Source organism: Erythrobacter ramosus, from assembly GCF_009828055.1.
In the GTDB taxonomy this organism is placed as follows: Bacteria; Pseudomonadota; Alphaproteobacteria; order Sphingomonadales; family Sphingomonadaceae; genus Erythrobacter; species Erythrobacter ramosus.
Map to the genome: position 1 here is coordinate 80992 of NZ_WTYB01000002.1, position 25256 is coordinate 106247.

Annotated in this window: 18 protein-coding genes and 1 tRNA gene; 7 read left to right on the top strand and 12 right to left on the bottom strand. The window is 64.3% G+C overall.

Annotation, left to right across the window (positions count from 1 at the left end):
- Nucleotides 1-22 precede the first annotated feature (22 nt).
- Together glmS and GRI59_RS06970 are read left to right on the top strand one after the other, a co-directional pair.
- Complete coding sequence (gene glmS / locus GRI59_RS06965; RefSeq protein WP_160760517.1) at nucleotides 23-1858, top strand: glutamine--fructose-6-phosphate transaminase (isomerizing); 1836 nt, start codon at nucleotides 23-25, stop codon at nucleotides 1856-1858.
- 157 nt (nucleotides 1859-2015) lie between these two features.
- The gene (locus GRI59_RS06970) at nucleotides 2016-4319 is read left to right on the top strand and encodes a putative bifunctional diguanylate cyclase/phosphodiesterase (protein WP_160760518.1); all 2304 of its coding nucleotides are present in this window, start codon (nucleotides 2016-2018) and stop codon (nucleotides 4317-4319) included.
- Between the two features lie 9 nt (nucleotides 4320-4328).
- Here the strand turns inward: GRI59_RS06970 and purQ are convergent, their stop codons facing one another.
- Together purQ and purS are read right to left on the bottom strand one after the other, a co-directional pair.
- Nucleotides 4329-5018, bottom strand: a complete 690-nt coding sequence (gene purQ / locus GRI59_RS06975) for a phosphoribosylformylglycinamidine synthase subunit PurQ (RefSeq protein WP_160760519.1) — start codon at nucleotides 5016-5018, stop codon at nucleotides 4329-4331.
- Nucleotides 5018-5260, bottom strand: a complete 243-nt coding sequence (purS, locus tag GRI59_RS06980) for a phosphoribosylformylglycinamidine synthase subunit PurS (protein ID WP_160760520.1) — start codon at nucleotides 5258-5260, stop codon at nucleotides 5018-5020. Before purS ends, purQ begins: the two co-directional genes overlap by 1 nt.
- A gap of 290 nt (nucleotides 5261-5550) precedes the next feature.
- Here purS and GRI59_RS06985 point away from each other — a divergent pair, with 290 nt between their 5' ends.
- Nucleotides 5551-7782 carry a TonB-dependent receptor gene (locus GRI59_RS06985; RefSeq protein ID WP_160760521.1) on the top strand — a complete coding sequence of 744 codons (2232 nt, stop codon included), beginning with the start codon at nucleotides 5551-5553 and terminating at the stop codon, nucleotides 7780-7782.
- Between the two features lie 79 nt (nucleotides 7783-7861).
- On the opposite strand, the gene GRI59_RS06990 is transcribed toward GRI59_RS06985, so the two are convergent.
- From GRI59_RS06990 to infA, 7 genes are all read right to left on the bottom strand, one after another.
- Complete coding sequence (locus GRI59_RS06990; protein WP_160760522.1) at nucleotides 7862-10732, bottom strand: M16 family metallopeptidase; 2871 nt, start codon at nucleotides 10730-10732, stop codon at nucleotides 7862-7864.
- Between the two features lie 70 nt (nucleotides 10733-10802).
- Complete coding sequence (gene purC, locus GRI59_RS06995; protein WP_160760523.1) at nucleotides 10803-11606, bottom strand: phosphoribosylaminoimidazolesuccinocarboxamide synthase; 804 nt, start codon at nucleotides 11604-11606, stop codon at nucleotides 10803-10805.
- Nucleotides 11607-11646: 40 nt separating this feature from the next.
- Nucleotides 11647-11721, bottom strand: a tRNA-Phe gene (locus GRI59_RS07000).
- A 129-nt stretch (nucleotides 11722-11850) separates the two neighbouring features.
- Nucleotides 11851-12039 carry a DNA gyrase inhibitor YacG gene (locus GRI59_RS07005; protein ID WP_160760524.1) on the bottom strand — a complete coding sequence of 63 codons (189 nt, stop codon included), beginning with the start codon at nucleotides 12037-12039 and terminating at the stop codon, nucleotides 11851-11853.
- Nucleotides 12036-13013: an Rne/Rng family ribonuclease gene (locus tag GRI59_RS07010; protein ID WP_160760525.1), complete on the bottom strand. Its 978-nt coding sequence runs from the start codon at nucleotides 13011-13013 to the stop codon at nucleotides 12036-12038. Before GRI59_RS07010 ends, GRI59_RS07005 begins: the two co-directional genes overlap by 4 nt.
- Nucleotides 13006-13578 (bottom strand): Maf family protein, encoded by a 573-nt coding sequence (locus tag GRI59_RS07015; RefSeq protein WP_160760526.1) that lies wholly within the window; start codon nucleotides 13576-13578, stop codon nucleotides 13006-13008. Before GRI59_RS07015 ends, GRI59_RS07010 begins: the two co-directional genes overlap by 8 nt.
- Nucleotides 13579-13593: 15 nt before the next feature.
- Nucleotides 13594-13839: a translation initiation factor IF-1 gene (gene infA / locus GRI59_RS07020; RefSeq protein ID WP_007163491.1), complete on the bottom strand. Its 246-nt coding sequence runs from the start codon at nucleotides 13837-13839 to the stop codon at nucleotides 13594-13596.
- Between the two features lie 235 nt (nucleotides 13840-14074).
- Between infA and GRI59_RS07025 the strand changes: the two genes are divergently transcribed.
- Nucleotides 14075-17254 carry a TonB-dependent receptor domain-containing protein gene (locus GRI59_RS07025; protein ID WP_160760527.1) on the top strand — a complete coding sequence of 1060 codons (3180 nt, stop codon included), beginning with the start codon at nucleotides 14075-14077 and terminating at the stop codon, nucleotides 17252-17254.
- 220 nt (nucleotides 17255-17474) lie between these two features.
- On the opposite strand, the gene GRI59_RS07030 is transcribed toward GRI59_RS07025, so the two are convergent.
- Nucleotides 17475-18689, bottom strand: coding sequence for a BaiN/RdsA family NAD(P)/FAD-dependent oxidoreductase (locus GRI59_RS07030; RefSeq protein WP_160760528.1), 1215 nt, complete (start codon nucleotides 18687-18689; stop codon nucleotides 17475-17477).
- Nucleotides 18690-18754: 65 nt separating this feature from the next.
- Here GRI59_RS07030 and uvrC point away from each other — a divergent pair, with 65 nt between their 5' ends.
- The 3 genes from uvrC to GRI59_RS07045 are packed head-to-tail and all read left to right on the top strand — an operon-like array spanning nucleotide 18755 to nucleotide 22289.
- Nucleotides 18755-20716 carry an excinuclease ABC subunit UvrC gene (gene uvrC / locus GRI59_RS07035; RefSeq protein ID WP_160760529.1) on the top strand — a complete coding sequence of 654 codons (1962 nt, stop codon included), beginning with the start codon at nucleotides 18755-18757 and terminating at the stop codon, nucleotides 20714-20716.
- 10 nt (nucleotides 20717-20726) lie between these two features.
- Nucleotides 20727-21410: a DUF6445 family protein gene (locus tag GRI59_RS07040; RefSeq protein ID WP_160760530.1), complete on the top strand. Its 684-nt coding sequence runs from the start codon at nucleotides 20727-20729 to the stop codon at nucleotides 21408-21410.
- A gap of 54 nt (nucleotides 21411-21464) precedes the next feature.
- Nucleotides 21465-22289 carry a hypothetical protein gene (locus GRI59_RS07045; RefSeq protein ID WP_160760531.1) on the top strand — a complete coding sequence of 275 codons (825 nt, stop codon included), beginning with the start codon at nucleotides 21465-21467 and terminating at the stop codon, nucleotides 22287-22289.
- A gap of 42 nt (nucleotides 22290-22331) precedes the next feature.
- On the opposite strand, the gene GRI59_RS07050 is transcribed toward GRI59_RS07045, so the two are convergent.
- Together GRI59_RS07050 and GRI59_RS07055 are read right to left on the bottom strand one after the other, a co-directional pair.
- Nucleotides 22332-23237: an OmpA family protein gene (locus tag GRI59_RS07050; RefSeq protein WP_160760532.1), complete on the bottom strand. Its 906-nt coding sequence runs from the start codon at nucleotides 23235-23237 to the stop codon at nucleotides 22332-22334.
- A 187-nt stretch (nucleotides 23238-23424) separates the two neighbouring features.
- Nucleotides 23425-25248, bottom strand: a complete 1824-nt coding sequence (locus tag GRI59_RS07055; protein ID WP_160760533.1) for a DUF885 domain-containing protein — start codon at nucleotides 25246-25248, stop codon at nucleotides 23425-23427.
- Between the last annotated feature and the right edge of the window lie 8 nt (nucleotides 25249-25256).

The window sequence follows — 25256 nt, forward strand, 5'->3', positions numbered from 1 at the left end:
ACAGCGAGGGAACAGCCAGGCAATGTGCGGCATTATCGGGATCGTGGGAAGTGCCAGCGTCGCAGACCGGCTGCTCGATGGCCTGAAGCGGATGGAATATCGCGGCTATGACAGCTCCGGGATTTGCACGCTGCATGATGGCGCCCTCGTGCGGCGGCGCGCGGAGGGGCGGCTTGCCAATCTGGTCGGCGTGCTCGCAAGCGATCCCGCGCCCGGCCATGTCGGCATTGCGCATACCCGCTGGGCGACCCACGGCGCACCAACCGCCGCCAACGCCCACCCCCATGCGACCGCCGAGGTCGCGATCGTGCACAACGGCATCATCGAAAACTTCAAGGAACTGCGCGCGGAACTCGCTGCAAAGGGCCGGGTGTTTGAGAGCGAGACCGATAGCGAAGTCGTTGCACATCTGATTTCGGCAGAAGTCGAAGCAGGGGCCGATCCGGTCGCCGCCGTGCGCGCCGTGTTGCCGCGCCTGCGCGGTGCCTTTGCCTTGGCGATTGCCTTCCGCGCGCACCCTGAGCTGCTGATCGGCGCGCGATTGGGTTCGCCGCTGGTGCTGGGTTATGGGCCGGAGGGTGAAGACGCGGAGATGTATCTCGGCTCTGACGCGCTGGCGCTCGCACCACTGACGCAGCGCATCACCTATCTTGAAGAGGGCGACTGGGTGGTCTTGCGGCGTGACGGCGCGCAGATTTACGATGTCCACAACACCCCGGTCACCCGCGAAATCCGGCCTTCGGGCGCTTCTGCGGCGGCGGTGGAGAAGGGCAATTATCGTCACTTCATGCAGAAGGAGATTTACGAGCAGCCCACCGTGGTGGCGCAGACGCTCGCCTCCTATCTGCGGCGCTCGGACAATTCCGTGGCGCTGCCGCAGATCGACTTCGACCTGTCGAGCATCCGCCGCCTGACGATCGTCGCCTGCGGCACGTCCTACTATGCCGGGATGGTGGCGAAATACTGGTTCGAGCAATTTGCCCGCGTCCCGGTCGACATCGATGTCGCGTCTGAATTCCGTTACCGTGACCCGGTGCTGGAGGACGGCGGCCTTGCGCTGTTTATCTCGCAGAGCGGGGAGACGGCAGACACGCTGGCCGCCCTGCGTCACTGCAAAGCCAATGGGCAGACCATCGGCGTGGTCGTCAACGTGCCGACCAGCACCATGGCGCGTGAGGCTGATCTGCTGCTGCCGACCCACGCCGGGCCGGAAATCGGCGTCGCCTCGACCAAGGCCTTCACCTGCCAACTGGCCGTGCTCGCTGCGCTTGCCGCGCATATGGCGGTGAAGAAGGGCCGCCTTACCCGCGAGCAGGAATCCGAGATCGTGCGCCACCTGCTGGAAGCGCCTGCCGCGCTCAATGCGGCGCTCGATCATGATGACGATATCGCCGCCATGGCACACCTGATCGCCCCGGCGCGCGATGTGCTCTATCTGGGGCGCGGGCAGGATTATCCGCTGGCGCTTGAGGGCGCGTTGAAGCTCAAGGAAATCAGCTACATCCATGCCGAAGGCTATGCGGCGGGCGAAATGAAGCACGGGCCGATCGCGCTGATCGATGATGCGGTGCCCGTGGTGGTGATCGCGCCTTCGGGTCCGCTGTTCGAAAAGACCGTCTCCAACATGGAAGAGGTGCGCGCGCGCGGCGGGCAGGTGGTGCTGATCTCCGATGCCAAGGGCATTGCCGAGGCGGGCGAGGGTTGCATAGCCACGATCGAGATGCCGGTGGTCCACCCGCTGATTGTGCCGATGGTCTATGCCGTTCCGGTGCAGCTGCTCGCCTACCATGTCGCTGTGGTCAAAGGCACGGATGTCGATCAGCCCCGCAACCTCGCTAAATCGGTGACGGTCGAATAGCCCCGTACAAGGGTACCGGTGCGAGCGTCGGGTTAACTATTGTCAGGCGGCAGTTTCTCGCGCCCCTTTACCGCAATCTAACCATTGGGCGTTAAGGCTGCTCTCAGTGGCCAAGCAATCCGCCTCCTTATCGCCGCCTCCTGCGGTCGAGTTACCGATGTCCGATGTTCTCGGACTGTCGAGTAATCCGGCGTTCGATCCCACGCGCCTGCGGGGCGACGAATATGCCGAACTGGCGCAGGCGAGCCGTAACCGGATGCTGGCCAATGCACTGGTGGGGGCGTTCGTCGCCTCAATCTTCGCGCCACTGATCGGGTTGTTGATTGTCACCCCTTGGGCTGCGCTGCTCGCTTTCATTCTCTACCGGTCTCGGCAGACCGATCTGCTGCTGGTCGATCCGACTTACCGCGCCGGTCCCGCAGCCATTGCGCGCACGCAGAACGTCAACGCCATTGCCTCAGCCTTCTGCTGGGTGGCCGCGCTGCTCGCCTTTCCGCTGTTGGCCGATGGGGCACAAGCGACCGCGATGCTGATGGTCGTGATGGTGATGATGGTCTCCTCGACCTTCGTTTTTTCAACCTCGCCGCTGAGCGTACTGATCTACATCGCCATTCTCGGGTTCGGCGCGATTGTTTCGCTCGCTTTGCAGGGTGAGTGGCAGGCGGTCTGCGCGGCGATCTTGTTTACGATTGCGAGCCTCGTCGCGACGATTCAGGTCCGTTCGACCTTCGTCAAGGCGCGGCTGGCCGAAGCGGCCGTGATCGAAAAGGAGGCTGTGGTCTCCCTGCTGCTGCGCGAGTTCGAGGAGAACGAGGCTGACTGGCTGTGGGAAGTCGATCCAGCAAGGCGGCTTCGCTCTGTTTCGCCGCGCTTCGCTTTCGCGCTGGGCCGCTCGCAGCCTGATGTCGAAGGCAAGCCGCTGCTCGAGATGATCTCGGGCCGCAACTGGGAGAACGGGCAATTCCCGGCGAGCCTGCATGATCTGGCCGAGCGGCTGAAGAAGCGCGAGAATTTCTCGAACATACTGGTGCAGGTCCTGATCCTTGGTGAAGAGCGGTGGTGGGAGCTGTCCGGCACGCCGATGCGCGATGAGCAGGGGCGCTTCACCGGCTTCCGCGGGGTCGGCTCGGACGTGACCGAACAGCGCAAGTCCTCCGAAAAGATCGCTTATCTGGCGCGTTACGACACGCTGACGCAGCTGCCCAACCGCCTGCACTTGACCGAAGCACTGGGCGAGGCGCTGCGCTACTCGGTGCAGTGGCGTACGCGCTGCGCGCTGCTGATGGTCGACCTCGACCGGTTCAAGGCGATCAATGATTCGCTCGGCCACATGACCGGCGACAAACTGCTCGGCCAGGTCTCGGCCCGCCTGCAAGCGTTGATGGGTGAGAACCAGATGTGCGGACGCTTGGGCGGTGACGAATTTGCGATCGTGATCCGCGATGCGAGCACGCCGGGCGTGATTCGCAATCTTGCCCGCCAAGTGATCGATCGCCTGTCCGAACCCTATCAGGTCGATCACCATACGCTCTATGTTGGCGCCAGCGTCGGTTCCGCCGAGGGGCCGCGCGATGGGAACAGCGTTGAGGAAATGATGCGCAACGCCGACCTTGCGCTCTATCGAGCGAAGGACATGGGCGGGGGCGAACATTGCCGGTTCGAGCAGGAGCTCCACGCCTCGGCTGAGGAACGCCGCTCGCTCGAAGCGTCGCTGCGCAAGGCATTGGGCCGCGACGAGATGATCCTGCATTATCAGCCTGTGGTCGATGCCCGCAGCGAGAAGGTGGTCGGCTTCGAGGCGCTGGTGCGCTGGAACAGTGCCGAGCATGGCTTTGTCAGCCCGGGCAAGTTCATTCCGCTTGCCGAAGACACCCGCCTGATCGTGCCCATCGGGCAGTGGGTGATGCGGCAGGCCTGCCACGAAGCGCGCAACTGGCCCGAAGACATCAAGGTCAATGTCAACGTCTCGCCCGAACAGCTGCTTGAGCCCGGCTTCCATGAGGAAGTGGTGCAGGCGCTCGCGGTGACCGGTCTCCGCCCCGAACGGCTTGAGATCGAGGTGACTGAAAGCATCTTCCTGCGTGATGCCAGCGTGGCGCGCAACGCGCTCGAACAGGTAATGGCGCTGGGTTGTTCGGTCGCGCTGGACGATTTCGGGACCGGCTATTCCTCACTCGGCTACCTCCGCAAGCTGCGGTTCTCGACCATCAAGGTCGATCGCACGTTCGTGCAGGGCGCAGCGCAGGGCAGTGCGGAAAGCCTCGCGATCATTAATGCCGTGGTGGCGATGGCCCAGAGCCTCAAGATGACCACGACTGCGGAAGGCGTAGAAACGGTCGAAGAGGCCGAACTCATTCGCAATCTGGGCTGCGACAAGATCCAGGGCTTCTACTTCGGCCGACCGATGACCGCCGATGATGCGCGTGGGCTGTTCCGCCACGTGAGCGAGCGTCGCGCCTGAGGCACGGCGTTACGCGGTGGCGAAGTTCGCCAGAATATTCTCGAACAGGTGCCGCCCGTCAGCCCCGCCCAGCGCCGCCACTGCTGCGGGTTCGATCGCGCGCTCGGGGTGCGGCATCATGCCGAGCACGCGGCCATTGGCGCTGAGCACCCCGGCAATGTCGCGCGCCGAACCGTTGACAGCCTCGCCATAGCGGAAGGCGACGCGGCCTTCGTTCTCCAGTTGGTCGAGGGTTTCGCTATCGGCGTAGTAGTTGCCGTCATGATGCGCGACCGGCACGCGGATCGTCTCGCCCGCGGTAAAGCCTGCGGTGAAAGGCGAGGCGGTGTTCTCTACCGTCAATGCCACGGTGCGGCAGACGAACCGCTGGCCGGCATTGCGCAGCAGCGCTCCCGGCAGCAGGCCGGCTTCGGTGAGCACCTGAAAGCCGTTGCAAACGCCGAGCACCGGCACACCGCGCTCCGCCGCAGCAATCACCGCTCGCATGATCGGGCTGGTCGCCGCCATCGCGCCTGAACGCAGATAGTCGCCATAGGAAAAACCGCCCGGTAGCGCGATCAGATCGATCCGGTCCGGCATATCGGCATCGGCATGCCACACCCGCAGCGCGGGCTGGCCCGACACCGCTTCGAATGCGCTGGCCATGTCCCGGTCGCAGTTGGAGCCGGGGAAGGTGATGACCGCCGCCCGGAACGCCATCAGCCTTGCGCTCCTGCGGTTTCAATCGTGAAGCTCTCGATCACAGTATTGGCGAGCAGCTTTTCGCACATGGCTTTGATTGTGTCGTGATCGGTGCCGTCGGCCACATCGAGTTCGATCAACCGGCCGATCCGCACGTCTTCGACCCCGGTAAAGCCGAGGCCTTCGAGTGCGTGGTGCACGGCGCGGCCTTGTGGATCGAGCACGCCGGGCTTCAATCGGACGAGGACGCGCACTTGCATGGCTGATGCTCCAATATGGGGGGCTGTCTAGGCGCCGCTATAGCGTTCCGGCCCGCACACGCAATCGCGCTGATCGGGCTTGTGCACTGCACGCGGATTCGAATCCCTGTCACAAACCGGTAGTCAATAGCCTAGGATTGTAACCTTGGTGCAACAACTCGCCAAAGAACGCCCAGCGAGCGTCGTTTTGACGCAACATTGACGGTCACTCGCCTCGCGCGAATCGGACAAAAATGTCACGGGCCAACCACCCGCTCTCCATCCGATCAAACCAAAAAGGGGGTTGTTCGATGTCTCACCGTTACTCCGCATTTCGTGCTGTCTGGGCCGGTTCGACCGCGCTCGCTGCTGCCGCAGCCTTTAGCATTGCCGCTCCTGCCGCCGCGCAGGACAGCGAAACCGCCGATGCCACCGAAGGCCAGCTGGCGACCATCATCGTCACCGCCAACCGCCGCGAGGAAAACCTTCAGGACGTGCCGGTGTCCGCCGACATTCTGGATCAGGAACGCATCGGCGCGATCTTCAGCGGAGCGGGTGACATCACCGCGCTGGCCGGCACCGCGCCGGGCCTCAATGTCGAAAGCTCGAACGGCCGCGTGGCGCCGCGCTTCTACATCCGCGGCCTTGGCAACACCGATTTCGATCTCGCCGCCTCGCAGCCCGTCTCGGTGTTGCTTGACGATGTCGTGATGGAAAACGTCACCCTCAAAAGCTTTCCGATCTTCGATGTCGAGCGGGTCGAAGTCCTGCGCGGCCCTCAGGGCACGCTGTTCGGCCGCAATACCCCGGCGGGCATCGTCAAGATCGATTCGATTAAGCCGAGCCACGACACGAGCGTCGCTGCCGGTCTGTCGTTCGGCAGCCTCGATACGATCTCGCTGAATGGCGCGGTCGGCGGATCGATTGCCAAGGATGTGCTGGCCTTCCGCGTCGCAGCGCAGATGCAGAAGCGGGGCGATTGGATCAGCAATGGCTTCACCAATCAGGAAAACGCGCTGGGCGGATATGCCGATTTCGCGGTGCGCGGTCAGTTGCTGTTCACGCCGAACGACCGGACGAGCATCAATGCTGCGGTCAATTTCCGCGATCTCCAAGGCTCCTCCACCTTCTTCCGCGCCAATATCCTTGGCCCGGGTAACAACAAGCTCAATGCCAACTACGACCGCGACACGGTGTTCTACGATGCAGGCGGCGGCAACCAGGCTGATTACCAGCAGTTCGGTGCGACGCTGACCGCGGCCTATGAATTCGACGGCGCGACACTGACGTCGATCACCAGCCACTGGACCAGCGAAGGCTCAAGCCGGGGCGATGTCGATGGCGGCTTCGGTGCGGTGTTTCTGCCGGGCGGGGGCGGCCCCGGCCTGATCCCGTTCCCCTCGGACACGCAGGATTCGATCGATCTGAAGCAGACCACGCAGGAAGTGCGACTGGCTTCGACCGGTGAAGGTCCGCTGAGCTGGCAGGTGGGCGGCTTCTACTTCGAAAGCGATTTCGACGTGACTACCGTTGGCTTTACCTTCCCGCCGCCGGTCACGGTCAACCACACCAACGAAGCCTGGGCGCTGTTCGGGCAGGTCGGCTACCAGCTGACCGAAAAGCTGCGCGTCACCGGCGGCCTGCGCTACACCGACGACCAGAAGGATTTCTTCGTCCGTTCTGGCGCTGCCCCGCAGCCGCGCAGCGTGGGTGACGACCAGTTCGATTGGGATGTTAGCATCTTCGGGGACGTGTCGGATGATGCCAGCGTCTATGCCAAGATCGCCAACTCGTTCCGCGGGCCGACGATTCAGGGCCGCGATGTAGCCTTCTTCAACCCGCCCTCGGTCGCGCAGTCGGAGAATATCACCTCCTACGAAGTCGGCTTCAAGAGCGAGCTGGCGGATCGCACCGTCCGGTTGAACGGGGCGGCCTATTACTACACGGTCGAAGACCCGCAGTTCACCGCTGTCGGCGGTGCTGGCAACCTCGTCCAGTTGATCAACGCCAACAAGGGCGAGGCCTGGGGGCTTGAATTCGACGGTGCGTTCCAAGTGTCGCCGCAGTTCCTCGTCACCCTTGGCGTGGCTTACAACAACACCGCGATCAAGGATTCGACCCTTGCAGTCGGCATCTGTGCGCAGTGCACCGTCACCGATCCGACCCGCGTGATCAGTGGCAGCACCCGCGCGCTGATCAACAACAATCCCTTCCCCAACGCACCGGAGTGGAGCGGCGATTTCACCGCCCGCTACAGCATCCCGGTGGGCAATTCGGGCGAGTTCTTCATCTTCACCGATTGGGTCTACCTCGGTGACACGAACTTCCTGCTTTACGAAAGCCGCGAATTCAACGCCAAGAGCCGCATCGAAGGCGGTCTCAAGGTCGGCTATTCGGGTGATGAGGGCCAGTGGGAAGTCGCTGCCTTCGCGCGCAACATCACTGATGAAGACAACGTCCTTGGCGTGGTCGACTTCAACAACAACACCGCCTTCGTCAACGATCCGCGCATCATCGGCGTGATGTTCGGCGTGAAGTACTGATAGGCTTTGCGTCCCCGCCGAGCGCGGGGCTTCGCCAAACAGAAAGGGGCTGGCAGGCGATGACCTGTCAGCTCCTTTTTTATTTGGTGGCCACCGATGCTTCGGGCACCACCACAAACTCGACCGCGCCATCGGGGACGAGGTATTTCAGCGCCATCTGGTGGATGTCTTCGGGTGTGATGGCCCCCATGATCGCCGGCGCGTCGAAGTAATCATCCAGCTCATCCGGCTCGCTCTGGGCGTCTGCCGCCAAGGCCAGCCAGCCCCCCAGGTCTTTCAGGTAATTGTTATAGGCCTCGAAATACGGCTTGCGGGCGCGTTCGATGATGTCGGTATCAAGGGGAGCCTGGCGTAGGTCAGCGACCAACTGCTTCAGCGCTTCGCGGCTGGGTTCGACCTGGTCGACCGCAACCGATGTGCTGATCGTAAACGTCCCGAACCCGGGATAGTCATCGCTGGTGTCTGACGCGGCCGAGGGCGAATAGGCCTGACCGAGCTTTTCGCGCAGACGGTCTGTGAGTTCGAGCCGCACGATCCGCGCCAGAAGGTTCAGACGCATCGACTCCGCCAGATCACTGTCATCGGTTGTCGGCCAGACCCAGTGTACCAATGCCTGATCGGGCTCACCCTTGTGGGTCAGCACCCGCTGACCGCGTTCGGCGGTAAACGTCACCACCCGCGCCTCAGTGCGAGGATTGAATTCAGCCTCGCGCGCCGGGAGCGCGCCGAAGGTTGAGGCGACCGCCGCAATCGCTTCGGCTTCGTCCAGATCGCCGACCAGTGCGATCTCGATCGCGCCGGACGCCAGACGGTCTCCGATCACGTCGCGCAACTGCTGGAAGTCGAGCGCGAAGAACGCCTCCTTGGGCTGGAGCGCGAAGCGCGGGTCATTGTCGTGGATTATGCCGCCCTGCGCTGCCGCAAGTGCGCGGCCCGGAGTGGAATCGAGCGTCTTGTAGAAATTCTCGATGCCCTTGCGGAACTGCTCGACTGCCTCGGGGCGGTATCCCGGATCGGTTATCAGCGCGGCCATTACCTGCATCTGGAGCGTGAGGTCGCGCGGGGTGGTGACGGCGGACGCTGTGAAGGCATCAATGTCGCGCCCCAATCCAAACGCGACGCTGCGTCCGGCAAGCATTGTGGTGAGTTCGTCCCGGCTGTGTTTGCCAAGACCGCCGCCCTCCAGCGATCCGGCCAGATAGGTGCGGAGCGGCGCCTCCTTGGTGTTCATCAGATTGCCGCCGTCTAGCGCGAAGGAAAAGGCGATGCGATCCTTGCGCACATCGGTCTTTTTGAGCGTCAGCCGCACCCCGTTGGCGAAGCGGATCAGCCGCAGGCTGAGGCGGGGCTCGACGGTATCTGACACCACAGTCCCGGCGGGCCCGAAGTCGGTGTAACCAAATACTAGCGGGCCTTTGTCGACCGGTGCGGTGATCGGCTGGGCCATCCCTTCGTCAAAGGCAGTGCGCAAAGCTGCTTCCCCGCCTTCGGGCGCGGTGCGGCCTTCGAAGCGGATCAACGGCTCGGTCAGCGGTGCGGCATCGGCTGTCACCGCTTGCCAAAGCGCCTGCGGGGTCATTTCCGGGGCGAGCCGCTCGAACTCGGCCTGCTGCCAGTCCGGCGTCGTCGGCACACGCTCGTCGCTGGCCAGCGCCAGAGCCGTACCGGCGAACACGGCATTGCTGCGGGTTTCGGCGGACTTTACCGCGTTCTCGAGCGATGTGCGGATATTGGCGAGCTGCTCATCGACCTCGGCTTGCGTGAAGCCATAGGTGAGCGCCTGATTGACCTCACGGGTGGCGGCGAGCAGGCCTTTCTTCCACTCGCCATCGACGCTGCTGACGCTGAGGCTGGTAATCCGCGCTTCTTCGAAGATATCGCCGGAGCTGAAGCTCGCGCCCCGGAACGGCGCATCGGCGCTGCGGGTCAGCCGCGTGAGGCGGCGGTTGATGATGGCGTAGCCGACCCCGCGCAGGAACGCTGCCTTGCGGTTGGCGATAGTGTCGGGTTCATCGCGCCACGGGGCGAGGCGGCTGATGGTGACGCTCTCGCTCAATGCCGGATCGAGGTGGATGTCGGTCATCCCCTTGCGGGTCACGTCGATGGGCCCCGCCTCGGGCTCAGCCGGGGCGGGGGCAGGGGTCCAATCGGCAAAGCGGGTGCGGATTGCGGCCTCGACCACTTCGACCGGAAAGTCGCCCACCACCACCAGCACGGTGTTCGATGGCCTGTATGTGCGTTGGTAGAGCGCGCGGATCTGGTCTGCGGTTGCGCTTTCCAGCACCTCGATCGTTCCGATCGGGATGCGATCGCCATAGCGCGCGTCAGGGGCAAGGAAGTCGACATTGTCCTCGAAATTGCGCTGCTGGAAGCCTGCGCGATCACGCCGTTCGGCCAGAATTACCCCGCGCTCGCGCTCCACCGCGTCCTGCGAAATGGTCAGCTCGCTCGCCGTTTCGCGCATCAGCATCAGCGCGGTGCCCAGCAGCGTCTCGTCATTGCGGGGCAGGTTGAGCAGGTAGGTGATCGCATCGAACCCGGTCGAAGCATTGGTGTCCGCGCCGAAGGCAAGGCCCTCGCGTTCGAGCAGCTTGATCATCTCGCCCTCGGGGATGCCCTTCGATCCATTGAAAGCCATGTGTTCCAGATAGTGCGACAGGCCGAGCTCGGTATCGGTCTCCTCCAGCGCGCCGGAATCGATCCGCATCCGCACCAGTGCGGTGCCTGCGGGCGTGGCGTTTTGGCGGATGATGTAGCGCATCCCGTTGGGGAGCTGACCGAAGGTGTAGTCGGTATCAACCGGGACGTCGCTGTCCTCGAAGGCCCAGACAGGTGTGGGCGCTTCAGTGGTTGCTTCGGTAGCGGGGGCATCCTGCGCGGCGAGCGCGGTGGTGAAGGCAAGCGGCGACAGCGCCAGCAGCAGGCTGGCAGCAAGTGGGAAATTCCGCATCGAAATCAGGCGTCTCTCTCGGGTCGTTTACACGGGCCTCGAGACTAGCGCGTCAATCGGGGCTGTCAGCCTATTTCTTGAGCGGGGGCGGCCCACGCAGGCGCGAGCGGGCGTGCGACAGGTCGAACACTTCGCCCGGGCTATTGTCTTCACCATTAAGCAAGCCAAGCCGACGCGCGACTTCGCGGTAAGCTTCTTCCTCACCGCCCAGATCGCGGCGGAAGCGGTCCTTGTCGAGCTTTTCGCCGGTGGTCATGTCCCACAGGCGGCAGCCATCCGGGCTGATCTCGTCGGCGAGGATCACGCGGCTGTAATCGCCATCGTAAAGCCGCCCGAACTCCAGCTTGAAGTCCACTAGACGGATGTCGATCGCGGCGAACATCCCGCACAAGAAATCATTGATCCGGATCGCCATCGAGGAAATGTCATGCATCTCCTCGTTCGAGGCCCAGTTGAAGCAGGCGATGTGCTCTTCGGCTACCAGCGGGTCCCCCAAGGCATCGTCCTTGTAGTAATATTCGATCAGCGTGTGCGGCAGCGGCTCACCTTCCTCGATCCCGAGGCGCTTGCTGATGGAACCTGCCGCAACATTGCGCAGCACCACTTCCAAGGGGATGATATCGACCTGCCGGATCAACTGCTCGCGCATGTTGAGGCGGCGGATAAAGTGGGTCGGGATGCCGATGTGGGCGAGGCGGGTGAACACATGCTCGCTGATGCGATTGTTGATCACGCCCTTGCCGTTGATCGTGCCCTTCTTCTCGGCGTTGAAGGCAGTCGCGTCATCCTTGAAATACTGGATAAGCGTGCCCGGTTCGGGACCCTCATAGAGGATCTTGGCCTTGCCTTCGTAGATCTTGGTGCGGCGGGACATCAGGTCGGCACTCCCAGCTCGCCTTTAGGCCTTTAGCGAATGGTGCCCGGGGGCGGATTTGAACCACCGACACGCGGATTTTCAATCCGCTGCTCTACCCCTGAGCTACCCGGGCATTCGCTGCGAGCGACGGGATCGAGCCATGTGGCTGCCCCGGCGAGCAAATGAGAGCGGCCCTATGGCGAAGGCCGCGGGGGTTGGCAAGTAGGTTTTGTGAAAGCCGCGCAGGATTATTGCGCTGCCGTCAGTCCTGCTCGCGCCAGTCTTCGGACGCCAGCGTTTCCGGGTCCGCAGGTGCGCCGGGCAGGGCGTAGGAATCGGAGAACCAGCGCGCCAAATCTCGGTCCTTGCAGCGCTGCGAGCAGAAGGGGTGGAAAGTCTCCGACCTCGGCTTGCGGCAGATCGGACAGGGCTTGCTGGCGGAGAAGGTCATCGGACGATAAGTTGGGCATTGGCGGCCTCGATGGCAAGAGCCGGATCGACCGCGATCTCCACCACCCGCCCGGTTCGGCGCGCAAGTTCGTCTAACCATTCGGGCTTTAGCTTGGCCTTGAGTGCGGGATGCACGGTCAGTTGCAAGACACGGCCCGTACCCTCATCTGCCGCCAACTCCGCGCGGCGCAGTGCCATGCGGGCCGCTGCCCCTAGCCTGGCGGTTGCAAAGCGGTGGAGCAGCGAGGGGCCTTCGAGCCGAGCGACCAGTTGCACGAAGCCAAAGCCGTTCATTGCGGTGCGTTCATGGGGCCAGCCTTCCAGCGCGGCCTCCAGTGCCTCATCGACTGCACGGCGATCGGCCTTGGCGGCGACCGTGGGGAAGTCGATCCCGATATTCCCGCCGATCTCAAACCACGCCAGCGCGCGGGCAATCGCGGGCACTGCCGCCAGTGCCACGTCACGCGGGGAGCCGATGCCATCGATGTCGATCACGGTCATGGCGGGGGTGACGCTGACGAGTACCTCGCCATTCGGAAAGTCGAGGCTGGCCGATGAAGCCGCCTGCCAAACCTCCTCCCACAGACCAGCCGGTAGGCGGCGGACAGTGCGGCCTTCAGCGAGGGATGAGGGCAAGGCGCTGTTGTCCGTTCCTGCCACCCGGGCCTGCGCGCGCTTCAACCGGCCCCGTTCGGCGAGGGGCGCGCGGGTAATGACGAGGTCGAGCATCTGACCCTCGGTCACTGCCTGTGGCAAATGATCGACCAGCGCCTCCCCGCCGCTTTCAAGCAGCGCCACACCGCGGCGGGAACCTTTGAGTTTGGCGGTGAGCTTGCCGCGCGCTGGCTGTCCGGCCCGCAACTCGCCCGGCCAGATCATCCGCGCTGCCAGCACCTGCTCGCCTGCGATCAGCAAGGCACGGGTTTCGCCGATGCCGTCCTCGATCAGCCAATCTGGCGATGCTGGCCTAGCCAATGGCAAACCCGGCGGCTTTCAAAAGCGCGCGCGTTTCATGGAGCGACAGGCCCATTATGCCAGAATGGCTGCCCCTAATCCATTCAATCAGGCCCTCTGCCGCGCCCTGAATGGCATAGCCACCCGCCTTGCCCTGCCATTCACCTCCGGCGAGGTAGGCGGCGATCTCCTCGGCGGAGAGGCGCTTGAAATGCACCACGGTCTCGGACAATCGTTCGCGGATCGAGCCATCGGGCGCGCGCAGCACCACGCTGGTGAGCACCTGATGCCTCCGCCCGCTCATCAGATCGAGGCAGGCGCGCGCTTCGGCTTCGGTTTCGGTCTTGGGCAGGATGCGCCGCCCAACGGCCACCACCGTATCGCCCGCCAGCACATGGCCCGGCGCCGCCACGGCCACCGCCTTTTCCCGCCCCATACGCAGGGCATAGGCGCGGGGGAGCTCGCCCTTTAGCGGGGTTTCGTCGATATCGGCAGGAGTGACAGCGTCAGGCACTAGCCCTAGCCGCCCAAGCAACTCGTGCCGCCGGGGCGATGCCGAAGCCAGTGTGAGGTGAAGCGCGCCCATCAGGGCTGCCCGCAATTACTGCGGGCCGGGGCCGCCGCGACCCGGCATGAAGCGATAGGTGATGCGCGCCTTGGTGAGGTCGTACGGCGTCAGCTCACACAGAACCTCGTCACCCACCAAGACGCGGATGCGATTCTTGCGCATCTTTCCTGCGGTGTGGCCGAGCACTTCATGGCCGTTTTCAAGCTCCACCCGGAACATCGCATTGGGCAGCAACTCAACCACGCGCCCGCGCATTTCGAGGAGTTCTTCCTTGGCCATGTAATTCCTTTTGTCCGTTGCGGCGCACAATACGCCCGTCGATGTGGGGCTGCGCTTTAGCGATGCGGGAACCAAAAGGGAAGGCTCGTGCGTTAGGCCCACGAACTTCGGGAATTTGCAGGTTCGGTTCAGGGTGTATCGCGCATCCTTGGGCCGTTCGTCTGCGTAGTCAGTCTGCCCCCAAGGGAGCGGTAACAAGCCGCCCCGTCACAAGAATTGTAGTTAAAGGGACTCCATGAACCTCTCCCCGCTCTCCCGCGCAGGCCTGCGCGCTGGCACCTGCGCTATTGCCCTTACCTTGTCCCTGCCGTTGGCAGCCAAGGAAACGGCGACCGCACAGCCGCAGCCCGAACCGGCCGCCCAGCCTGAACAGGAAGACCTCGACAGCGCCAGCGACACCACCACGGACGGCGGCGAGATCGTTGTGCGCTCGGGGCGACTGCGGGGGCAGTTGTTTGTCGATCAGGCCCCGCTCCTTGAGCTGGATGAAACCGCAATTGCCGCGGAAGGCGTCACTTCGATCACCGACCTGATCGCCCAGATCAGCGCACGCACCGGTTCGGCCCGCGGGCGGGGCGGCGGCGGGCAGCCGGTGATTCTCGTCAACGGCATCCGCATCGGTTCCTTCCGGGAGTTTGCCAACTACCCGCCGGAAGCCCTTGCCCGGGTTGAGGTCTTTCCCGAGGAAGTCGCCCAGCGCTTCGGTTTTCCGCCTGATCGCCGGGTGATCAACCTCATCCTCAAGGACAATTATTCCAATCGCCAGGTCGATCTGGAATACGAGATGCCGTCGCGCGGCGGCTATGCCCGCAACGAGCAGCAGCTCGGCATCCTCAAGATCGCCAATGGCGGGCGGATCAACGCCAATATCGAGGTTCAGGACACCTCGATTCTGACCGAGGCGGAGCGCAATGTGCGGCAGACCGATGGCTCGCAGTCGCTGGTCGCGGGCGATCCCGATCAGGCCGAATTCCGCAGCCTGCTGGCCGACACCTTCGGGGTCGACGCCAATGTCTCGTGGGCCAAGGCGATCGTCGAGAGCGGGACGTCGCTCAGCGCCAACCTCAATTACGCGCGCGACGAGAGCCGCAGCCTCGACGGGCTCAACACCGTGACGCTGACCTCGCCCACCGGCACCAGCGCGCTGCGCACTTTCGGCGCGGACACTCCGCTCGCCCGGCGCTCCTCGAGCGACACGGTCTCGGCCGCCGGATCGATCAACCGGCCGATCAATGCCTTCCGTCTCACCACCACCTTCGACGGCTCCTTCAGCGAGACCGAGACCGAGATCGACCGGCGGCTGGGGACCGCGCAGCTCCAGGTCTTCCGCGATGCCGCGGCGGCAGGCACGCTGGCGATTACCGGTCCGCTGCCGACCAGCGCCGACAACGGCTTCGATGTCGCGCTGCGCCGGACGATTACCACCGAGACCCAGGCGACGCTCGAGGGCCCGCTCGCCGAGCTGCCTGCGGGCGAGGTGCTGGCGACCTTCGATCTCGGACTAGACTGGCGCAGGATCGAAAGCAGCGACACCCGCTCGCTCACGGGCGCCGAGCTGACCCGCCGCCGCCTGTCGACCGGCGCCAATCTGGTGGTGCCGCTGACCAGCGGGCGCGAGGAATTTCTAGACGGACTGGGCGACTTCACCCTGAACCTTCAGGCAGGGCTCGAGGACCTCAGCGATTTCGGCCTTCTCGGGGACTGGAACGCCGGGATCACGTGGAAGCCCACTGACGGTCTCGACCTGTCGGCGACCTATATCTTGCGCGAAGTCGCGCCCTCGCTCTCGGCGCTGGGCGATCCGCAGGTCACCAATTTCAACGTCCCCGTGTTCGATTTCGTGCGCGGCGAGACGGTGCTGGCCGAGGTGCTGACCGGGGGCAATCCGACCCTGCCGCCCGAGACCCAGCGCGATTGGAAGTTCTCGGCCAACTGGGAGCTTCCCTTCTGGAAGGACTCGCGCCTGACGGTCGACTACATCATGAACCGCTCGGATGACGTGGTGAGCAGCTTCCCGCAGATCACTACCGAGACCGAGGCGGCCTTCCCCGGCCGGGTGACGCGCGATGCGAGCGGCCGCGTGGTGCGGGTCGACCGGCGCTCGGTGAGCTTTACCGAGACGCGGGCGGACCGCCTCCAGTTCACCTTCTCAACCAATGGCAGCATCGGCGCTCCGGCTGAAGGTGCAGGCGGTCGTGGCGGCGGCGGCGGTGGTCGCTTTGGCGGTGGCGGTGGTGCTCCTGCTGCGGCCGCGCCTGCTGCGCCGACGACCGGCCCGGCCCCACAGGCAGGCGCGGGTGGTCCTCCGGCGGGCGGCTTCGGCGCGCCGACAGCCGAACAGCGTGAGCAATTCATGGCCTTCCGTGCGCGCCTGTGCGCCGACGATGGTCAGGCCTTCCTCGAAAAGTTGGTGGCTGCGATCGACAGCGGCGCGGATATCTCGGCCGAGTTCCCCGGCATTGATCCTGCGCGTCTCGCGCCGATGCTGGCGCGCATCCGCGGTGCTGACGGCAAGGTCGATCCGGCGCGGCTGGCGCAATTCCGCACGCGGATTTGTAGCATCGATCCCGCTATGATGGGCGGCGGTGCACCGGGCGCTCCGGCCGGCACAGTTTCGGCGGCTATCCCGCCGCAGCTCGCCGCTTTCCGTGAGCGTGCTTGCGGCCCGGACGGCACGGCTGCGATTGCCGAGCTGGTCGCCAAGATCGACCGCGGCGAAGATGTCTCGGCCGAGCTGCCGGGCGTCGACCCGGCTTTCATCAAGATGGCACTCGACCGGTCGCGCCTGCCCGATGGCACCATCCCGCCCGAAGCGCTGGCGCAGTTCCAGCAGCGCTTCTGCGCGGCGGCTCCTCCGGCACAGACACCGGGCGGCGCTCCGGCGGCTGGTGGTGCACCTGCGGGTGGACCGGCCTTCAACCCGTTGGGAGGACGCAACTTCCAGGGCTGGCGGTATTTCTTCAACCTGACCCACACGATCGAGCTCGCCAATGAGATCCTGATCGCCCCCGGCCTGCAACCGCTCGACCAGCTGGACGGTCAGGCAACAAGCGCCTTCGGCCAGCCCCGCCATTCGAGCCGCCTTGAAGCGGGTCTGTTCGGCAAGGGCGTCGGCTTCCGCCTGTCGGGCATCTACACCGGCACGACCCGCCTCGACGGGGGAGTCGGCACCAGCGATCTGTTCTTCGACGACATCGCCACCTTCAACTTGCGCATCTTCGCCAACCTTGGCGAAGTGACGGGCAAGAACGAAGGCCTGCTCAAGGACTTCCGCGTCAGCCTCGTCGCCGACAACGTGTTCGACGCACAGCGCAAGGTGCGGGATTCGGCGGGTGAGACGCCGATCAATTACCAGCCTTTCGTGATCGACCCGCTAGGGCTGTATCTGGGTATCGACCTTAGAAAGCTGTTCTAGTGATGGCTTCCCCGAGCACCCGAAGTTGACAAAGTTGACAGGGTGTCAAGCGCCATTTCCGGGAAATTGTGTTTTATAAACATAAGCTTGCGACGAAAAATCGAAGTTGACACTTTGCCCCTCCCGGGGGGGGAGTGCACTTCGGTGGGCAACAATGGGAAAGAGCCGGATCCGGCATATCAGGGCCGGCGGGAGTAGGAAAACGCGCGACCCGGCAAAATCAAGGCCGGAGCGCGCGGGCCTCGGCGAGCGCTTCAGCGCAAGCAAAACCGCTCGCCCAGGCCCATTGGAAGTTGTAGCCGCCGAGCCAGCCGGTGACGTCCACGGCCTCGCCAATGGCGTAGAGACCGGGAAACTTGGCCGCTTCCATCGTTCGGCTGGAGAGTTCCGCCGTGGCGATCCCGCCAGCGGTGACTTCGGCCTTGGCGAGACCCTCGGTGCCGTTGGGGGCAAAGCGCCAATCGCCCAGCTTTGCCTGAGCGGCACGCAGGTCTTTGTCCGACACATTGCCAAGCTCGCGCTCCAACGCCAACCGATCCGCGAGCGCATCAGCCAACCGCGCGGGTAGGCGTTCGCGCAGCAGCGTGCGCAAGTGCGTGCGGGGGCGGTCGCGCTTGGCTTCGACAAGCCAGTCGGTCGCAGCATCCGGCAGGAAAGTGATGCCGACCTCCTCGCCATGCCGCCAATAGGACGAGACTTGCAGGATCGCTGGGCCGGAGAGACCCTTGTGGGTGAACAGCGCCGCCTCAGCGAACTCGGCCTTGCCTTTGCCGCTGCCAGCCCGAGCGCGCACGGGCGCTGCCACGCCGGAGAGCTCGCGGAACAAAGCATCCTCGCCCCCCAAGGTTAGCGGCACCAGCGCTGGGCGCGGTTCGACCACCTTAAGCCCGAACTGCCGCGCCAGACCGTAGGCAAAGTCACTCGCGCCCATCTTGGGGATTGAGGGCCCGCCGGTGGCGATCACCAGCGCGGGCGCGTGCCACGCGCGGCCATCATCGGCTGTGACAGTGAAGACGCCGTCCGCACCGCGCGTAACGCTGGCCACATCGACCTCGCAGGTGAGGGTAACCTTTTCAGACGGGCATTCCTCTAACAGCATCGCCACGATCTGCTTGGCCGAACCGTCGCAGAACAGCTGACCCAGCGTCTTTTCGTGCCACGCGATCCCGTAGCGTTCCACCAGCGCGATGAAGTCCGCCGGAGTGTACCGCGCCAGCGCGCTCTTGGCGAAATGGGGATTGGCCGAGAGGTAATTGCCCGGCCCAGCACCCAGATTGGTGAAGTTGCAGCGCCCCCCGCCCGAGATCAGAATTTTCTTCCCCGGAGCTTCCGCCTTCTCCAGCAACGCCACACGCAGCCCGCGTTGCCCTGCCTGGCCTGCGCAAAACAGCCCGGCGGCGCCCGCGCCGAGAATGATGACGTCATGCTGATCCATCCCGGTGCGGATAGGCGTGCTTGCGGGAATTGCCAATCGCCCCCCGCAGTCCCTATCTGCACCTGATGTCAAAGACCCCCGCAGGTACCCCGCACGATCCGCGCGGCGGCGATCGCTTCAACGAGGAGCGCGCCGCCTATACCGTGTCGAGCGCCAAGCCCGACCTGGAAGGCGGAGTGCAGGCGATCCGCGAGGTGGTGAAGGTGCTGAAGCCTTCGCCCGGCGTCTACCGGATGCTCGATGCACGCGGCGAGGTGCTGTATGTCGGCAAGGCGCGCAGCCTGAAAGCGCGGGTGGCGAATTACACCCAGATCGCCGGGCTGTCGGGCCGCTTGCAGCGCATGGTCAGCCAGACCCGCAGCATGGAGATCATCACCACCAATTCCGAGGCCGAGGCACTCCTGCTTGAAGCGCAGCTGATCAAGCGCTTCCGCCCGCCGTTCAACGTGCTGCTGCGCGATGACAAGAGCTTCCCCTTCATCCTGCTGCGCGCCGATCACACCTTCCCGCGCATCCAGAAACATCGCGGCGCGCGGCGGGCGAAGGGCAACTACTACGGGCCGTTTGCCAGCGCGGGCAGCGTCAATACGACGCTGAATGCGCTGCAAAAGCTGTTCTTGCTGCGCAGCTGCACCGACAGCTTCTTCAACAACCGCGACCGGCCGTGCCTGCTGTATCAGATCAAGCGCTGCTCGGCGCCGTGTGTCGGGCGCGTCAGCGAGACGGATTATGACGCGCTTGTCCGGCAGGCGAAGGATTTCCTCTCAGGCAAGTCGGGCGCGGTGCAGGCCGATCTTGAGCGGCAGATGGCCGAAGCGGCGGAGAACCTGCAATTCGAGACTGCGGCAATGCTGCGGGACCGGCTGCGGGCGGCGACCTTCATTCAGGGCTCGCAGGCGATCAACGCGCAAGGGCTGGGTGATGCGGATATCTTCGCGTTGGCAGCCAAGAACGGGCAGATGAGCGTCCAGTCCTTCTTCATCCGCGGCGGGCAGAACTGGGGCCACCGCGCGCTGTTCCCGCGCCACACCAATGAGGTGGAGGAAGCGCAGGTGCTCGCCGATGTGATGCTGCAATTCTACGAGGAAGTCCCGCCGCCAGCCACGATCCTCGTCGACCGTGAGCTGCCCGAAACCGAATTGATGGAGGCGGCGCTGTCCGAAGTTGCGGGCCGCAAGGTCCGCATCTCCGTTCCCGAACGCGGTGACCGGCGCAAGCTGATGGCACAGGCGCAGCGCAATGCGATCGAAGCGCTGGAACGGCGGCTGGCCGAGACCGGCACCAAGGCCAAGCTCAACCGCGAATTGGCCGAGTTTCTGGAATTGGACGCCGCGCCGCAGCGGATCGAGGTTTACGATAACAGCCACATTCAGGGCACCAAGGCCGTTGGCGCGATGGTGGTCGCCGGGCCGGACGGGTTCGAGAAGGGCCAGTACCGCAAGTTCAACATCCGCGAGGCGCAGACCAATGATGACTTCGCGATGATGCGCGAGGTGATGGCGCGGCGGTTCCGCAACTTTGCGGAGGGCGAGGAGAACCCGGAGGCGAAGCAGGGCGGCCACGAAACCGTGCTTCCCGATCTGATCCTGATCGACGGCGGCAAGGGGCAGCTCTCCAGCGTGATGCGCGTGCTCACGGAAATCGGCATTGCCGACGAGATCGTTGTCGTCGGCGTCGCCAAGGGGCCGCATCACGGGCGCGATGGGCGGGAAGTGTTCCACTTCCCGGACGGACGCGAGAAGATGTTGCCGGTCAACTCGCCGCTGCTGTTCCACTTGCAGAACCTGCGCGACGAGGTGCACCGCTATGTCATCGGCGCGCACCGGGCGAAGCGGTCCAAGGCGATCACCGCGTCTCCGCTGGATGAAATCGCGGGTATCGGTCCGGCGCGAAAGCGCGCGCTGCTGCTGCATTTCGGCACGGCATCGAAGGTGCGTGCGGCATCACTGGAAGACCTCCAGCGTGCCCCCGGCGTCAGCGCCACGGTGGCGCGCAAGGTCTATGACTTCTACCATGCGGGCGGTTAGGGGGGGAGGCATGATCCTCCCGGATGCCTCCATCACTGTCGAACGGCTGGGCCGTGAGGGCGAGCCGCTGGTCATTATCGACAACTTTACCGGCCAGCCCGAGAGGCTGCGGGCGATGGGGTTGGCGGCTCAGTATTACCCCGCAGGGGTCGATTATCCGGGCAGACGCGCGCTGGCCGATCCGTCCTATCTCAGCCTCAGGCGCGAGCTGATGATGCAGGTCATGGGACGGGTGTTCGGCCTGACGCGCAATATCAGTTGCGAAATCGCCGCGTTCTCGCTGGTGACGCTGCCCCCAGAGCTGCTCTCACCCCGCCAGCGCATCCCGCATCACGATCATTCGGACGCGGGGCGGGTCGCGATCATGCACTACCTTGATGGACCGGAGAGCGGCGGAACCGCATTTTACCGTCACCGCCGCACCGGGTTCGAAGCAATCACGCCTGAGCGAGAGGTCGCCTATGCCGCGGCGCTGGTGGAGGACGAGCGCGAATTTGGCCCGCCGCCCGCCGGCTATCCGCTGGGGAACAGCGACGCCTTCGAACAGATCGGCGCGGTCGAGGCGCGGCCTGACCGGATGGCGCTGTATCGCGGGCGGCAGCTCCATTCGGGCATCATCCCCGATCCCGCGGCCCTGTCCGAAGATCCGGCCAAGGGGCGGCTGACGGTCAACATGTTCCTGTTCGGCAGCTGAGGGCGCGGGGGACGGTTTACGAATTCTAGGCAGCCGGCCTGTTACACCGACCACATGACCGGCTTCACGTTCGCCTTGCTGTCCAAGCTCGGGGTGCCCGCTGCGGTGCTCGCTCTGCTGATTCTGGCCCACCGGCTGACCCCGGCGGCGGTGTGGAAAACGCTTCCGGTTCAGGTGCTGGCCACGCTGGCGTTCCTGTCCTGCATCGGCCTGCCGATCCTGATCCTCAACATCGATAGTCAAGGCGATTACTTCGACGATGAAACCGCGCTGGTGAGTGAGGCCTTCGCCCTGCCCGAAGGCGTGACGGTTGACCGTCAGGGCGACAAGACCGTGCGGCTGGGCGATTGCTGGCGCAATGCGGTGAACTGGCGGTCAGAGGTAACGTTTCCCCGTGCCGCCGCCTTTGATCAATGGTATGCGGGACAAGGCTTTCAGCAGGGGATTGTCCGGCAGGTTGCGGGATATTTCGGGCAACCGCCTGCAACAGTGGGCGTGGCGCCGGGTGCGCTCGATTTGCTTCCCCGCGATCCACAATATGTGCTGTCGGACGGAAGAGACTCCTACCAGCGCAACACCCGCATCTTGCAATTCTACCAGCCGTTCGTCTGCACCGCGATTGACCGAGCGGCGGATGGCAGCATCACCCTGCGCCGCTGCGATCCCATTGCCGATGGCGGGGATACAGGCAACGCCGGGCAGGTGATCGTCAATCCCGATGCGAAGAAACGTACGCTCGAAGGGCGGATCTATTACGCGCAGGGGCCTTCATACTGCACCAATCCGCTGCGCCGGGCGGTGAACGGGGCGCTGGGTCTGCCGCATCCCGCAGGCGGGCTACCCAACACCGCGATCGGCGGAGTTCTGCCGATCATGTAAGTGTGCTGCGGCGACGCATCATCGTCGCCGCAGCCGTATCGCTTACTGCCCGTCGAGCGCCTTGCTCACCAGCACATTGACCGACACGCGGCGGTTCTGCGCGCGCCCGGCTGCGGTGGTGTTGTCGGCGGCCGGATCGGATGTTGCCATACCGGTCGGGGTGAGCATCCGATAGGGCTTCCACTTGCACACCTGCTGGAGGTGGTTGACCACTGCCGCCGCGCGCTTTTCCGACAGCGTCTGGTTCACTTCCTGAGACCCGGTCGAATCGGTGTAGCCCAGCACCAGCATCAGCGAATTTTCGTTGGCGCCCGCGGTTTGCGCTGCGGCGCAGAGTTCCGACTTGGCACCGGGCGTGAGCACGGACTTGCCGGTGTCGAAATACACATTGGTGGTGCTCTTGAGGTTGTACTTGTCGATATCGCCAAGGCGGCCGCGCAGCGCTTCAGTGGCGGCGGCGTTCTGCTTGATCGCAGCGCCCTGCTCGCCGAACTGCTGCTGGGTGCCGCCGCGGATCATCGCCGCAATCTGGCGGTCATCGCTGGTAAAGCGGACTTCGCTGGCAACCAGACCTTCGCCGTACTGGCCGGTCTTCACAATCACCGGCAAGCCGTTGATCAGCGCGCTCTGATCGAACGCCTTGTTGCCGATGCCGAGGAACCCGCCGCGGGTGCGGATTTCGGTTTCGGGGTGGAGCGTGATCATGGTGGTGGTGCCATCTTCGGTGGTCACCTGGAGGCGGGAGCCCTTGCGTGCCGAGATAATGCCGGTGACCTTGGGCCCTTCGGTCATTTCGGCAAGCGGCGGCAGCGAACCATAGACGGTGGTCAGCACCTCGCCCTGGTCTTCGACGGGAACCTGCGTCTGGGCGGCAAGGCCGGTGGCAGAAACAGCGCCCAAAAGGGCGATCAGCGCGAAGTTGCGCGCCTTATGCTTAGTGGTGGTCACAGTGGTATTGCTCCTGTGGTGCGGGCCGCGATCCCGTGCGGTGCCTTTGTTGAATTGAGTGCGCGAGGCGTGGTTGTTCAGCCACACCTTGCTCGCAGGTTAACGTCAATTCCCCGGCTGCCACAGGAGCGGGCAACCGGGGATAGGATGCGGTGAGTTGAGGCGCGAGGGGCTTTCGCGCGCTCGATCAGTTACCGGATTGGGATGCGATCCAGCGGTCAATCTTCGCTTCGAGCACCGCCAGCGGCAGGCCGCCGGTGTTCAAAACCTGCTCGTGGAAAGCCTTGATGTCGAACTTTCCGCCCAGCTTGGTCTCGGCCCGCTGGCGCAGTTTCTGGATTGTCAGCGCACCGATCTTGTAGGCCAGCGCCTGCGAAGGGATGGCGATGTAGCGGTCAACTTCGGCCACCACTTCGGTGCGGGTCATGCCCGAATTGTCCATCATGAAGTCGATCGCCTGATCGCGGGTCCAGCCCTTGGCGTGGATGCCGGTATCCACCACCAACCGCATGGCGCGCAGCTGTTCGTCCTGCAAGGTGCCGTAACGGTTCCACGGGTCCTTGTAGAAGCCCATCTCGTAGCCCAGCGTCTCGGCATAGAGCGCCCAGCCTTCGACATAGGCGGTCGTGCCGCCATACCGCATGAAGGCGGGCAGTGCCTCGTTCTCCTGGGCCAGACTGATCTGGAAGTGGTGGCCCGGTGCGCCTTCATGTAGGTACAGGGTGACATTGCCCGGCGTCAGGCGGCTCGGCAGGTCATAGGCGTTGAAGTAGAACACGCCCGGACGCGCCCCGTCAGCCGAGCCGGACTGGTACGAGCCACCCGCCTCGAACTCCTCGGTAGAGGTGTCGTAGGGGCGGATTTCCAGCGGCGACTTGGGGATCAGCGAGAAGTAATCCCCGATCTTGGCGTCCACCTGCTTGCCGATGTCATAATAGGACTGGGTCAGCCCCTCGCGGGTCTTAGGCTGGAACTTGGGGTCGGTGCGGACATAGTCGAAGAACTGGGTCAGCGTGCCCTTGAACTTCACTTCCTTCTTGAGCTTTTCCAGATCCGCCTTGATCCGCGCGACTTCCGACAGGCCGAGCTGGTGGATCGTCTCGGGGTCCATCGGCAGGGTGGTCGAATCCTCGACCAGACGGGCATAAAGCTTGTCGCCGCCCTTCATCTGGGAAAGCCCTATGCTGTCGCGCGCGGCGGGGAGATATTCGTCGCGCAGGAAATCGCGCAGCCGCGTGTTGGCGGCGTAGAGTTCGGTGGTCTTGGCCTCGTAGGCAGCGGCGAGGCGGGTGCGGTCAGCCTCGGCGATGGTGTCGGGGAATGTCTTCACCGGGGCCATGAACATCGAATCCGCCAGCGGGGTCTTCAGTTGCGTATCGAGCTGGGTGACCATGATGCCGACGGTTAGCTTGGTTTCGACCACGCCGCTCGCCATGCCTTCGCGGAACTTGGCAATCGCGCGGTCGATGAAGTCGATATAGTCATTGTGGCGTGAGAGGTTGTCCTCGTAATTCGCGAGCGTCTTGAACGGGGCGACCCCGGTGCCGCTGGCGAATTGCGGGTAGAAGGTGTGCAGGCCGAAGAAGTGGTTGAGCGGGCGCACTTCGGTCAGCGCGCGCATCTCGTCACTCACACCGTCGAGCGCGCGCTGCTGTGTGTACTGAAACACATCATAGGCGAGCTGATCGGTTTCGGAAAGCTTGCTACGGTCGATCTGGGCCAGCAGCGCAAGGTTCAGCTTGATGTCGGTGCGGCTGGCCAGAAAGCTGGAATCGGTCAACAGATCGCCGAGCCGCCCGGCATTTTCTTCCTCGCCGCGGAACAGGCGGCTGAGCGGATTGAGCGCCAGCTCGCGCGCGTCGGCATCCGCGAACAGGCCGAACAGCTTGTCGTGTTCGGACTGCTCGGCAGAGGCGGTGGCTGCGGCAGGCGCAGCAGCCGTCTGAGCGAGCGCCGGGGCAGCCGTCAGGAACAGCGCGGTCGAAGCGGCAAGGGCAAGGCGAAAGGTCATATGAGGAG

Bases quoted from the DNA above. Each gene is read 5' to 3' on its own strand.
- GRI59_RS07040 (WP_160760530.1), top strand. From the start codon at position 20,727: ATGATCCTCCCGGATGCCTCCATCACTGTCGAACGGCTGGGCCGTGAG.
- uvrC (WP_160760529.1), top strand. From the start codon at position 18,755: ATGTCAAAGACCCCCGCAGGTACCCCGCACGATCCGCGCGGCGGCGAT.
- GRI59_RS07045 (WP_160760531.1), top strand. From the start codon at position 21,465: ATGACCGGCTTCACGTTCGCCTTGCTGTCCAAGCTCGGGGTGCCCGCT.
- GRI59_RS07030 (WP_160760528.1), bottom strand. From the start codon at position 18,689: ATGGATCAGCATGACGTCATCATTCTCGGCGCGGGCGCCGCCGGGCTG.
- GRI59_RS06985 (WP_160760521.1), top strand. From the start codon at position 5,551: ATGTCTCACCGTTACTCCGCATTTCGTGCTGTCTGGGCCGGTTCGACC.
- GRI59_RS07005 (WP_160760524.1), bottom strand. From the start codon at position 12,039: ATGACCTTCTCCGCCAGCAAGCCCTGTCCGATCTGCCGCAAGCCGAGG.
- GRI59_RS07055 (WP_160760533.1), bottom strand. From the start codon at position 25,248: ATGACCTTTCGCCTTGCCCTTGCCGCTTCGACCGCGCTGTTCCTGACG.
- purS (WP_160760520.1), bottom strand. From the start codon at position 5,260: ATGCAAGTGCGCGTCCTCGTCCGATTGAAGCCCGGCGTGCTCGATCCA.
- infA (WP_007163491.1), bottom strand. From the start codon at position 13,839: ATGGCCAAGGAAGAACTCCTCGAAATGCGCGGGCGCGTGGTTGAGTTG.
- purC (WP_160760523.1), bottom strand. From the start codon at position 11,606: ATGTCCCGCCGCACCAAGATCTACGAAGGCAAGGCCAAGATCCTCTAT.
- GRI59_RS07015 (WP_160760526.1), bottom strand. From the start codon at position 13,578: ATGGGCGCGCTTCACCTCACACTGGCTTCGGCATCGCCCCGGCGGCAC.
- GRI59_RS06990 (WP_160760522.1), bottom strand. From the start codon at position 10,732: ATGCGGAATTTCCCACTTGCTGCCAGCCTGCTGCTGGCGCTGTCGCCG.
- glmS (WP_160760517.1), top strand. From the start codon at position 23: ATGTGCGGCATTATCGGGATCGTGGGAAGTGCCAGCGTCGCAGACCGG.
- GRI59_RS06970 (WP_160760518.1), top strand. From the start codon at position 2,016: ATGTCCGATGTTCTCGGACTGTCGAGTAATCCGGCGTTCGATCCCACG.
- GRI59_RS07025 (WP_160760527.1), top strand. From the start codon at position 14,075: ATGAACCTCTCCCCGCTCTCCCGCGCAGGCCTGCGCGCTGGCACCTGC.
- purQ (WP_160760519.1), bottom strand. From the start codon at position 5,018: ATGGCGTTCCGGGCGGCGGTCATCACCTTCCCCGGCTCCAACTGCGAC.